General features: G+C 65.1%; 11 protein-coding genes and 1 pseudogene. 3 read left to right on the plus strand and 9 right to left on the minus strand.

The annotated features are described in order from the left end of the window. Positions 1–116: 116 nt before the first annotated feature. On the plus strand, positions 117–2,381 hold the full coding sequence (locus VFA60_04060) for a glycoside hydrolase family 57 protein (GenBank protein HZQ90946.1): 2,265 nt from the start codon (positions 117–119) through the stop codon (positions 2,379–2,381). Between the two features lie 177 nt (positions 2,382–2,558). Here the strand turns inward: VFA60_04060 and VFA60_04065 are convergent, their stop codons facing one another. The 3 genes and pseudogenes from VFA60_04065 to VFA60_04075 all read right to left on the minus strand — a co-directional run bounded on the left by VFA60_04065 (position 2,559) and on the right by VFA60_04075 (position 4,035). Next, positions 2,559–3,455, minus strand: a complete 897-nt coding sequence (locus VFA60_04065; GenBank protein HZQ90947.1) for a hypothetical protein — start codon at positions 3,453–3,455, stop codon at positions 2,559–2,561. A 79-nt stretch (positions 3,456–3,534) separates the two neighbouring features. Beyond that, positions 3,535–3,876 (minus strand): annotated as a pseudogene (locus VFA60_04070) (redoxin family protein). A gap of 12 nt (positions 3,877–3,888) precedes the next feature. Further along, a complete protein-coding gene (locus tag VFA60_04075; GenBank protein HZQ90948.1) occupies positions 3,889–4,035 on the minus strand; it encodes a hypothetical protein in 147 nt (48 codons plus the stop codon). Between the two features lie 189 nt (positions 4,036–4,224). Here VFA60_04075 and eno point away from each other — a divergent pair, with 189 nt between their 5' ends. Beyond that, positions 4,225–5,577, plus strand: a complete 1,353-nt coding sequence (eno, locus tag VFA60_04080; GenBank protein ID HZQ90949.1) for a phosphopyruvate hydratase — start codon at positions 4,225–4,227, stop codon at positions 5,575–5,577. A gap of 106 nt (positions 5,578–5,683) precedes the next feature. Here eno and VFA60_04085 read toward each other — a convergent pair whose 3' ends face one another. Both VFA60_04085 and VFA60_04090 read right to left on the minus strand, forming a co-directional pair. Next, positions 5,684–6,799, minus strand: coding sequence for an agmatine deiminase family protein (locus VFA60_04085; protein HZQ90950.1), 1,116 nt, complete (start codon positions 6,797–6,799; stop codon positions 5,684–5,686). A gap of 66 nt (positions 6,800–6,865) precedes the next feature. Next, positions 6,866–7,765: a carbon-nitrogen hydrolase gene (locus tag VFA60_04090; protein HZQ90951.1), complete on the minus strand. Its 900-nt coding sequence runs from the start codon at positions 7,763–7,765 to the stop codon at positions 6,866–6,868. A gap of 124 nt (positions 7,766–7,889) precedes the next feature. On the opposite strand from VFA60_04090, the gene VFA60_04095 reads away from it, so the two are divergent. Next, positions 7,890–9,128 (plus strand): deoxyhypusine synthase family protein, encoded by a 1,239-nt coding sequence (locus VFA60_04095; GenBank protein HZQ90952.1) that lies wholly within the window; start codon positions 7,890–7,892, stop codon positions 9,126–9,128. A 9-nt stretch (positions 9,129–9,137) separates the two neighbouring features. Here the strand turns inward: VFA60_04095 and VFA60_04100 are convergent, their stop codons facing one another. The 4 genes from VFA60_04100 to VFA60_04115 form a co-directional block, all read right to left on the minus strand. Further along, a complete protein-coding gene (locus VFA60_04100) occupies positions 9,138–9,695 on the minus strand; it encodes an arginine decarboxylase, pyruvoyl-dependent (protein HZQ90953.1) in 558 nt (185 codons plus the stop codon). A 217-nt stretch (positions 9,696–9,912) separates the two neighbouring features. Continuing rightward, complete coding sequence (locus tag VFA60_04105) at positions 9,913–10,236, minus strand: hypothetical protein (GenBank protein HZQ90954.1); 324 nt, start codon at positions 10,234–10,236, stop codon at positions 9,913–9,915. A gap of 204 nt (positions 10,237–10,440) precedes the next feature. Continuing rightward, complete coding sequence (locus tag VFA60_04110; GenBank protein HZQ90955.1) at positions 10,441–11,343, minus strand: LysR family transcriptional regulator; 903 nt, start codon at positions 11,341–11,343, stop codon at positions 10,441–10,443. A 9-nt stretch (positions 11,344–11,352) separates the two neighbouring features. Continuing rightward, a complete protein-coding gene (locus tag VFA60_04115) occupies positions 11,353–11,502 on the minus strand; it encodes a hypothetical protein (GenBank protein HZQ90956.1) in 150 nt (49 codons plus the stop codon). Positions 11,503–11,714 lie beyond the last annotated feature (212 nt).

Raw genomic sequence — 11,714 nt, forward strand, 5'->3', positions numbered from 1 at the left:
CTGTCAAAAGCAGCCGTTGGGTGCCGGGCCGAACCCGATGCCGGCGCGAGAAGCGGAAAGCAGCGCGCTTCTGACCCGGTTGCGTTTTTCGTCGGCGTCACGCGAAACTGTTTCGGATGGCAATTCGCATCGTTTTCCTCTGGCACATGCACCAGCCGTACTACAAGGACCTGGTGAGCGGCGAGTACCGCCTGCCCTGGGTCCGGATGCATGCGCTGAAGGACTATTACGGCATGGTGAAGGTGCTGGATGAGTTCCCCAGCGTCCACCAGACGTTCAACCTGGTGCCGTCGCTGCTCACGCAGCTCGATGACTACGTGACCGGCGCGGCGCGCGATCCGTTCTTCGATGTGGCCGCGCGTCCGGTGGGCGAGCTCACCGCGGAGGATCGCCGCTTCGGCCTACAGTATTTGTTTCAGGCCAATCCCACGCACATGATCGGGCGCTATCCGCGGTACCACGAGTTGTGGGAGCGCTTCCGCGGCTTCGGACAGGACCCCAAGCGCGCCGAGCCGTTCTTCACCGCCGCCGAGTTCACCGACCTGCAAGTGCTCTCGCAACTGGCGTGGTTCGACGAGTTCTTTCTCGACGAGCCCGAGATTGCGGCGCTGGTGCGCAAAGGGCGCGGATACTCGCTTGAGGACCAGCGCTTCGTCACCGAGCGCGAACGCGACCTGATGGCGCGGGTGCTGCCGGCGTATCGCGGCGCGGCCGAGCGCGGACTGGTGGAGGTCTCGACGTCACCGTTCTACCATCCGATTCTTCCGCTGCTGTGCGACACGAATGCGGGGGCAGCGTCGTCGCCGGGGCTGCCGCTGCCCTCGCGTTTCCAGCGTCCGGACGATGCGCGCGAACAGCTGCGCCGCGCCATCGAGCTGCACGAGCAGCTGTTCGGAGCGCGGCCGCGCGGCGTGTGGCCGTCGGAGGGCAGCGTGTCGGAGGCGGTGCTGGCGATCGCGCACGAACTGGGCATCGGGTGGATGGCGACCGACGAAGGTGTGCTGGGGCGCAGCACGGGCAGCCACTTCCTGCGCGATCACGACGGGCGGCTGCCGGCCGACGCCGCGGCGCGGCTCTACAACCTGTATCGCTACCGCAACGGCGGAACGGAGATGAACCTCATCTTCCGCGACCACGCGCTGAGCGACCTGATCGGGTTTGTGTACTCGGGCATGCCCCCGCAAGAGGCTGCGGACCACCTCATCCGTCGGATCAAGGAATCGGCGCGGGTGATAGCAGCTTCAGGGCGTGACGTGGTGGTGCCCATTGTCCTCGACGGAGAAAACGCGTGGGAGTACTACCCGAGGTCGGGGCGCGAGTTCCTGCGCCGGCTGTACGACGGCATCGCGCGCGATGCTGAGCTGGAAGCATTGACCATGACGGAGGCGATCGCGCGGCATCGCAACTTCGGCGAGCTTGGATCGCTGGCGCCGGGGTCGTGGATCAACGCAAACTTCAACGTGTGGATCGGCGCTCCGGAAGACAACCGCGCATGGGACGAGCTTGGCATGGCGCGCGACTTTTACGAGCGCAACGCGGCCGCGGCCGATCCCGAGCGGCGCGCGCTTGCCTTCGAGGAATTGTTGATCGCCGAGGGCAGCGATTGGAACTGGTGGTACGGGCCGGAGCATCACTCGGCCAACGATCGCGAGTTCGACGAGCTTTATCGCAAACACCTGTCGAACGTTTACCAATTGCTGGGCGCGGCGCCGCCGGAGTCGCTGGCGCAGGCGATCGGCCAGCCGGCGGGGCGTCCGTACTTCGTGCCGCAGACGGCGTATGTGCATCCGCGCATCGGCGATGCGGCGGCGCGCTACTTCGACTGGCTGGGCGCGGCCATGTACACGCATGACCGGACCACCAGCGCCATGCACGGGCGCAGCTTCTTCCTCGATGTGCTGCAGGCGGGCATCGACGAGGAGTCGCTCTACGTTCACGTGGAGTTCGCCGGAGGCCGGCCGCCGTCCGCCGACGAAGGCGTATTCGAAGCGGTGCTCGCGGCCGAGAGCCTGGCTGCCGGCACGGAGAAGCCCGCGCATTCGCTCCGGCTGACGCTGGAGATGGAAGGCGGAGCCATCCGCAGTTCGCGGCTCGTGCGCGATCCGCAGCCGGCGGGCAACGGCGATGTGGGCATCGCACCGGATGGCGACCAGACCGCGGCGTCAACTTCGACCGCGCAGGACGGTTTGCTCTGGCGATTGCGCGATGCGCTGGAGGCGCAGATCCCGCTGCGGCTGTTGTCCGCCGGCGAGGGCAGCCGCCTTCGTGTTCGCGTCACGCTGTGGCGCGCGCGCCTTCCGGTGGACGCGCTCCCGCTGGACGGATGGATCGAGCTGAAAGTGGCGCCGGAGCACGAGCTGTCAGGAGCGGGGAACTGGTGAAGAAATTGCCGAACTGCCGAATTGCGGAATTCCGAGTTGCGTCGACGGCAGAGACGTAAAACTTGTTACGTCTCTCACGGCTGGCCGGGAGACGTTGCAAGCAATGTCTCCAAAAAAAAAGCGCGCAGCCGAAGCCGCGCGCACTATCCACTGGACCACGTTCCACTCTCCACTGCTTTACCGGCCTGAGCCTCCGGTACCCAGCGTCACCGGGCGGCTGAGTTCCATGAAGATTTCCGTGCCGGCGGGAATGTCTTCCGAGTGCTTGCGGGCGAGGAAGCGCACGGCTTCCACGGTTGCGCCCACACCCGCTCCGATGAGCGTGCCCTTGGCGGTGTGCGCAATCAGCGCGCCAACGATCGCGCCACCGCCCGTGAAGATGCCCAGGTCGCGGATGTCGCGGCCGCTGTGGCCCACGCCCTTCATGCGGCCCTCTTCATCGACGTCGATGTCGTTGGTGAGGTTGGTATCAACCACGACGGCGTTGATGTTCATGCGCTCGCCGGATGGCATGATGACCGTTTCCGGCATGATGTTGATGCTGGGCACGCCGCGGAAGCGCCGCGATTCAGAAACGTGCGTCACGCGGCCCTCGACCGATGCGCCGACAGGGATAACGGTGCGGCCGCCCAGGGACACTGATTCCATCAGGCGTCCGGAGAACATGTCGCCCTTGCGGCTGCTGGAGGTGGAGAGCGGCGTTTCCAGCTTCATGCGCAGCGTAGTGCCCACGGGCAACACGCCGTCCATGGAGGCGGCGCTGCCTGCGGTCTTTTCGTTCAGGTCAGCACCCGGCGTTTCCTGCTTCGCGGGCGCGACCGCAGGAGCGGCCGGCGCCGCCGCGGCCGGCGCCGCCGCGGCCGGGGCGATTGCTGTTGAGGGCGCTGCCGCCGGCGTCGCGGGTTCGGTGACTGCCCTCACCTGCGGCGAAGAGGCTTCGGTGGTGCGGCCATTCTCCAGCGCGATGCGGCCGGCCGATGGCTTCTGCCTGCTTGTGGTTTGCTGTGCCGCCACGACGACGGAGGTTGAAACCACCGCCAACAGCGCCAGCACGGCCAATGTCTTGTGCTTCATGTTGCCTCCATTCTTGCAGCCTGGTTCCGGTTATGGCCTGAGCGCGGGCCCGGGCTCCAGCGCTCCGTATTGCGAACACTCATCGCTGCGCCGCAATAGCGTCGAACACCTGATTCAGCGGCGCGCGGTCGGTTTGCGTGCTGCCCACGTAAATCCAGCGAATGGTCCCGTCCTGTCGCACCACGAACGTCGCCGGGCGCGCGATGTTGAACGCGTCGTGCCCGAGGCGGTGGTAAACGCCGTAAGCCTTCGTCACCGTGCGGTCCTCGTCGAGCAGGAAGGGGAATGGCACCGGGTCCTTCTGCAAAAACTGCTCCGGCCTGAACATGCCGCCCCGTTTTTCCGCCGCGATGAACGCGAACCCCGCGCCCAGGTCGCGAATTTTCTGCGCCGCTTCCGGCCCGAACTGGGCCATGCGCTTGACGCAGTTCGGTCACCATGTGCCGCGCAGAAACTCCAGCACCGCCGGCCCGTCGCGCAACAGGTCGGCCATCGCCACCAGGCCCTCGCGATTCGCCGCCGGAAGCGTGAACGCCGGCGCGTGGTCGCCGACTTTCAAAGTTTCCGAAGCACGCGCCACTGTCGCGACTCTAGAACAGGCACGAGGGCGGAACAACGACGGAAACGCGCGGGAACCAAGGTGGTTAGTGCAGGAAGCAGTTCTCGGTTGCCGGTCGTCAGTTGCCAGCTCGCACCTGGAGAAACTGGCAAGAAGCAACCTACAACTGGCGACTCGGTATAATCCGCAGTCGCACTTTGGAGGACGACCTTGCCATCAGCGCCTACTGCCATCGTTCGCATTCGCGGCCGCCAGATTCTGGATTCGCGTGGCAATCCCACGATTGAAGCCGACGTGGTGCTGGCCGGCGGCGCATTCGGGCGCGCGGCCGTGCCGAGCGGCGCGTCCACGGGCGAGCACGAGGCGGTGGAGCTGCGCGACGGCGGCAGGGAGTGGAACGGCAAGGGCGTGACCAAGGCCGTGGCGAACGTGAACGGAGCGATCGCCCAGGCGCTGGCCGGCATGGACGCCACGCGCCAGCGCGCGCTCGACGACAAGATGATCGAGCTCGACGGCACGCCGAACAAGTCGCGGCTGGGAGCGAATGCGATCCTGGCCGTTTCGATGGCGGCGGCGCGGGCAGCGGCGAATGCGCTGCGGCTCCCGCTGTATCGCTACCTTGGCGGCGTGGGCGCGAACATCCTGCCGGTACCGATGATGAACATCCTCAACGGCGGCGCACACGCCGACAACAACGTGGACTTCCAGGAGTTCATGGTGATGCCGGTCGGCGCAACGTCGTTCGACGAGGCGCTGCGCTGGGGCGTGGAAACGTTCCACGCGCTCAAGTCAGTCCTGAAAAAGCGCGGGCTGAACACCGCGGTTGGCGACGAGGGCGGCTTTGCGCCGTCGCTGAAGTCGAACGTGGAAGCGATCGAGCTGGTGATCGAGGCGATCCAGCAGGCAGGATACCTGCCGGGCGAGCAGATCGCCATCGCGCTCGATCCGGCGGCGAGCGAGTTCTACGAGAAGCCCCGGTCGAAGAAAGGGCAGAAGGGCGCGGCCGGGCGGTACGTCTTCAAGAAGTCCGACAAGTCGGCGCACACGCCGGAGCAGATGGTGCGCTTCTGGAGCGAGTGGGCGCGGAAGTATCCGATTGTTTCCATCGAAGACGGCCTGGCCGAAGACGACTGGCAGGGCTGGGCGCTGCTGACCAAGGAGCTGGGGTCAAAGATCCAGCTCGTGGGCGACGACCTGTTCGTGACCAACACCGAGCGGCTGGAACGCGGCATCGAGGCGGGCGTGGCCAACAGCATCCTTATTAAGGTGAACCAGATCGGCACGGTGAGCGAGACGCTGGCGGCGATCGAGCTGGCGCGGCGGAACAAGTACACCAGCGTGATCTCGCATCGCTCGGGCGAAACGGAAGACACGTTCATCGCCGACCTCGCCGTCGGCTCGGGCGCGGGACAAATCAAGACCGGCTCGGCCTCGCGCACCGACCGCACCGCCAAGTACAACCAGCTGCTGCGCATCGAAGAGAGCCTGGGAGACGCGGCGCGGTTCGTGGGAATCAAGGCGCTGAATTATCGGAGTGAGAAGGAGAGGACGGCCAGAGCCTAGGAATCTGTTATTTCCTTGGCCATTTGTTATTGACCATCGCCTGCTGCTCGCGGGTGCGACCATCAGCGCAAAACAGCAAACAACACATCACAAATAGCCAATCGTTCTATCCCGGCTGCTGCTGGGTCATGCAGTGCAGCGTACCCAATCCCCACACCAGGTCGCCGCAGTGGATGCCCACGACGTCGCGGTCCGGGAAGAGTTCGGCGAGCGTGTTCAGCGCCACGCGATCGTTGCGATCATTGAAGGTTGGAACCAGCACAAGGCGATTGGCGATGTAGAAGTTCGCGTAGCTGGCGGGCAGGCGCCGGCCGCGATGGATGATGGGCCGCGGCATGGGCAGCTCGACGACGCGGAGCTGGCGTCCGGTTTCGGTGGCCGCTTCGCGGAGGCGGCGAAGATTGTCGGCCAGCGGCTCGTAGTTGGCGTCGGCCGGATCGGGCTCGGAGGCGCACACGACGACATCCGGCGCGACGAAGCGGGCAACGTCGTCCACGTGGCCGTGGGTGTCGTCGCCGACGATTCCGCTTCCCAGCCAGATGGTGTTGGTCACGCCCAGATATTCCGCGAAGGCGCGCTCCAGGTCTTCGCGGGTGGCGCCGGGATTGCGCTGCTGGACATCGGAGAGGAGGCACTCCTCGGTCGTCAGCATCGAACCGAAGCCGTTCACGTCGATGCTGCCGCCTTCCAGGACCATGTGGGCGCCGTCTTCGCCGATGCGGGGAGAAAATTCGGGGACCTTCAAATGCCTGGCGGCACGCCCGGGGATGGCGTTGTCGAGCTTCCAGTCGTTGTACTTGGCCCAGGCGTTGAAGCGGAAGTTGACCACGGCGACCGGCGCGGCGCCGTCCTTCTTCTTCCGGCGCGCGCTGCCACGCGCTCTTGGTCCGTCGTTGCGGACGAAGATGGGGCCGGAATCGCGCGTCCAGCCGCGGTTGGTGGGCCAGCGCAGGAACTCGACCGTCTCGCGCAGGGCGTTGGCGCGCTGGAGGACCTCGCGCGCGTGGTCTTCTGCGGCCTGGCTGTTCACCAGGATGCGCACGCGCTCGACCTGCGCGAGGTGGTAAACAATGTCGGCATACACCCACGGAATGGGCTGGAACTTGCCCGGCCAGTCGGTCTGGTTGTGCGGCCAGCCGAGCCAGGTGCCCTCGTGCGGCTCCCACTCGGCGGGCATGCGGTAGCCGAGGGATTGGGGCGTCCTGTTTTGTTTGCGCTTCATCCTGGATTGCTGCATTGCCGAATTGCCGAACTGCGGAATTGAATTTCAATTCGGCAATTCGGCAGTCTAGTCGATCAGCCGCTGCGTGATGCCGCCGTAGCTGTCAATACGGCGGTCGCGCAGGAAGGGCCAGTTGCGGCGCACGTCTTCCAGCTTGCGCGCATCCACTTCGGCGACCAGCACTTCTTCGCGGTCGTGTCCCGCTTCGGCGACGACGACCCCGAAGGGGTCGCAGATAAACGAGCCGCCCCAGAATTCCAGCCCGTCGCCGGGGGCGCGGTTGCCGCGGACGCTGCCCGTCTCGTGGCCCACGCGGTTCACTCCGCCAACGTAGACGCCGTTGGCGATGGCGTGGGCGCGCTGGATGGTGCGCCACGCATCGTGCTGCTGCTTGCCGAATTCCTTCTTCTCCGAGGGGTGCCAGCCGATCGCCGTGGGATAGAAGAGGACCTGGGCGCCTTGCAGCGCCGTGAGCCGCGCGCCCTCCGGATACCACTGGTCCCAGCAAACGAGCGCGCCGATCTTGCCGAAGTCGGTGTCGAAGGCCTTGAAACCGAGATCGCCGGGCGTGAAGTAGAACTTTTCGTAGTAGAGCGGGTCGTCGGGGATGTGCATCTTGCGATACAACCCGCGCACGGTCCCGTCGGCGCCGAGCACCACCGCCGTGTTGTGATATACGCCGGCGGCGCGTTTCTCGAAGACCGACGCGATCACGACGATCTTCGCCTTGCGCGCCACATCGGCCAGCGCCAGCGTGGTCGGGCCGGGGACAGGCTCCGCCAGGTCGAACAGGCCGGCGTCTTGGCGCTGGCAGAAGTACTGCGTGCGGAAGAGCTCGGGCAGGCAAACGACGTTGGCGCCCCTGGCGGCGGCGTCGCGCGTCATTTCAACAGCGTGCGCCAGGTTCTGGTCGGGATCGGGGCCGCAGCGCATCTGCACCAGCCCGATGCGATACAGGTCAGGCAAAATCGCGTCTCCTTGGCGCAACCGACTAGCATAGCAAACGAGCACCGAGTCCTGAGTGGCAAGTGCTGAGTGGCGCGAATTGCGCCTTTGTTTTATTGACGCCGTGTGAAATTTTCTTGTAGTTTTGCACTTCGTCACGGAAGAAATTCTTTGCGAGGGTTCGACCTTGAAGGACCATCACGAGGGTGAGCATCACGAGGGCGCGGGCATCGAGCGCAAGCTGCACGACCCTGTCGCCGACAAGCTGGTCCCGCTCGATCCGCTGGACCTTTCGCAGGTCCGCTCGATCGACGACCTGGTGCGCGCCATGGGACGCACCGCCTTTACCGGGCGCCAGCTCGGCGAGGCCGCCGACGTGCTCGAGGCGATGGCGCGCGACAAGCAGTGCTTCGTGGTGATGACGCTGGCGGGCGCGATGACGGTGGCCAAGCAGGGCCTGGTGATCGCCGACCTGATCGACTACGGCGTGGTGAAGGCCATCGTCTCCACCGGCGCGCTGATGGCGCACGGCCTGGTGGAGGCCACCGGCAAGTCCCACTTCCGCTACGACGCCAAGCTGAACGACGTTGAGCTGTATGAAGCCGGCTACAACCGCGTGTACGACACGCTGGAGCCGGAGACGAACCTGGACCACGTCGAAGCGGTGGTCGGTGAGATCCTGGAGAACTGGGACCCGAAAGAGACGCTGTGCTCGTGGCAGTTGAACCGGGCCATCGGCGAGCACCTGCACAAGCACTCGCCCGGCCGCGGCATCCTGAAGTCGGCCTACGAAAAAGGCGTGCCGGTGTTCGTGCCGGCGTTCACCGACTCCGAACTGGGGCTCGACGTGGCGCTCACCAACCGCATGCGCAAGCGCAACGGCAAGCCGCCGCTCAAGTACGATCCCTTCCTCGATTTGGAGCACTTTGCCGACACCATGCTGAAGCCCAAGCGCATCGGCATCTTCACCATCGGCGGCGGCGTGCCGCGCAACTGGGCGCAGCAGTTCGGGCCGTACATTGAATTGCGCTGGCGCCGCGGCGGCGAGCCGATGCCGCTCAAGCGCTATCACTATGGGTTGCGCATCTGTCCTGAGCCGGTGTATTGGGGCGGTCTGTCGGGCTCGCCTTACAGCGAAGCCATCTCGTGGGGCAAGTTCGTTCCGCCCGCGGAAGGCGGACGCTTCGGCGAAGTTTTCGTGGACGCGACGGTGGGATTGCCGCTGATTGTCGCCGCGGTATTCGAGCGGCTGGGCCTTGGGGCGGGGGCGGCTGAGAAGAAAAATGCCGGCCCGGCGAAGGCGGGTACTCACTCGCCGCAGCTATCCGCGGCGTCGTCGAAGAACGGCAAGTCGAGGGTCCGAGCGCCGGCCCGGAAGAAATAGGCAGCGGTCCTACTCGAAGATCAGGATTGCCGACGCGATCACGGTCGTCCACAGGCCGCGCTTATCGCCCACCGCCGACTGCGTCATGTTCATGGTGCGGACGATCTTGTTCGACAGGCGATAGATCTGCTTCTTCTCGTCCCAGCTCTTTTCCGAGTCGAACTCCACATTCAGCGTAGTGGCGAGCATCTCGGCGGCTAGTTCCTCGGCGTAGTCGCCGGCCGCGTCTTCGGTTTCGCCAAAGCTGTGGTGCTCGCTCAGGTAGCCGTAGGTGGTGCGGTCGGCGGGAATCGCCAGGCCGATGCTGGAAGCCATCAGGCGGTGCGGCTCACGGGTGGAGTTTTCCGCGACCACGGCAAACACGACTTCGCCGGGCGAGAGGTAGCGCAATCCCAGCGCCCGCGGGATGAGCTTGCAGTTGGGCGGAAAGATGGAAGAGACGCGGACCAGGTTTTGCGCGGCGATGCCCGCGTCCCGAAGCGCCAGCTCAAACGACGTCAGCCGTTCTTTGTGCTTTCCCACCCCCTTGGTGAGAAAAATGCGCTTGGGGACCATGTCTTTCGACAATTTTCGAGCCTCCGGCCAGTTAGAAATCCAGGAGAATGGAAGAATTTAGCAACAGCAGGAAATTTGCGCTAGAGAAAACTGAGGTTTTCTCAAACGCAACGCCCGGCCGGGAACGGCCAGGGAGAGCGCCCGGGGCCGAGCGGCGAGTACCCGGGTCATGCGGGTTCGCCGACCCACGTCCGCCAGAACGACGGCAGACCTGGGAGGCCACCGACGGCTACTTTGCCGCGGAGACGGACTGCACCTTCACGGTCTTGCCGTTGACGGAGCCGGTGATCTTGGCTCGCTCGCCGGCAAGCTTATCGATCGCGGCCTGATCGCCGCCGTCGAGGGTATAGACGGTGTCGCCCACCACGAGACCGTACTTGGAGCCTTCTTTCACGCAGGCGCGGACGCAGTCGGCGGCGCTGCCCGACATCATGTGCCTGGCGCCGCACATTTCGTCGGTGATCACGCCGGTGAGGGTTTGCGGTTTGTCGGCAGCGGTTGCGAACGAGAAAAGTGCCAGGATTGCGGCTACACAGATGACCGTGCGCTTCATTTCTCTCCTCTGATTTCCAGACTGACTGCGATTGTAATAGATGGTGAGCACCGGGCGGAGCTTCACGGTTTTTCCGGAAGAAGCACTCAGCATTCAGCAGTCAGCATTCAGCCCCCGCACGGCTTCGGCGAGGGTGTGCACTCCAGAGCGGGATGCGCAAGGGCTGAATGCTGAGTGCAGAGTGCTGCGCGCTGCGGTGAAAGCTCACTTTGCGCTGATCGCCGCCGCCGGCTTCAGCTTGACAGCAATATCAATGAACGCCAAGGCAGCGCGGCTGAGGGCCTTGTCCTTGCGGAAAACCAGAGCGAGGTCGCGGCGAACCGTGGCGTCGGAGATGCCCAGCGCGACGAGTGCGCCGGAGCGGACGTCTTCCTGCGCCGAGGAGCGCGCGATGAAGCCCACGCCGACGTCAGCGGCGACGAAGCGCTTGAGCAGTTCGCTCGATTCCAGCTCCATGGAGATGTTGATTTTCAGGTTGCGCTCGTGAAACAGGTTTTCGATGGTATCGCGGGTGCGCCCGAGCTTGGGCACCAGGACGGGGAAGCGGGCCACGTCGGCGATGCTGACGGCCTTCATCTCCGCCATCGCATGCGAGGGCGGCACGATGACAACCAGCTCGTCTCGATGGATGGGGACGACGGTCAGCCGGTTGTCGGGCACCGGCAGCACGGCAACGCCGAAGTCCACCGTGTTGTCGATGACGGATTCGAGGATCTTGGGGTGTTCCAGCCGCAGGATGCTCACCCCGACCTTCGGGTACTGCTTCTTGAACTCGGCGAAGACCTCGGGAAGCACGTGCAGGCAGGTTCCCTCGTTGGCGCCGACCAGCAATTCGCCGCGCGGCACGCGCTCCATTTCGGCGACGGCGGTGAGCGCGACGCGGCGGGCCTCCAGGGCGTCTTCGGCGTATTTGAAGAAGCTCTTGCCGGCGGCGGTGAGGGAAACCTTGCCGCCGGTGCGGTCCAGGAGCTTGGCGCCGACCTCTTCTTCCAGCGCGCGAATCTGCGACGAGATGGCCGGCTGCGTGCGAAAGCGCTTCTCCGCCGCGCGTGAGAACGAACTCAGGCGGGCCACGTCGAGAAAGGTTTCCAGCTGGTCAAAGTCCATGCGTTGCGGCTACTCCTTCCGGCCCCACGCGACGACGTGCGGCGCAATGATGCTCGGCGCTCCGGTCGGCGCAGCCTCACGGCGAAGCCGCCGGCCGAGTGTCTCGATCCGCACTTCTTCGGCGGCCGCCACTCCGTGCTCGACGATCTTGGGCAGCACTCGGCTCGAAGAGCTGAGCCTGGCGCATCAGGCGCTCGTACTCGATGGGCGTGCGTCCAAGAGCGTATTCGATCGGGTTGTGCGCCGCGTTCACTTATCCACCCAGCCTTCCCAGTGCAACCCCCTCCATGAAAGGCGAACGGGGAACGTGAAACGCCGTTTTCCACCACGTATTCCACTGTCGGCGATGCACTTAGCTTCTCATAACCCGG

It is taken from the genome of Terriglobales bacterium, assembly GCA_035651995.1.
Lineage (GTDB): Bacteria > Acidobacteriota > Terriglobia > Terriglobales > Acidobacteriaceae > DASRER01.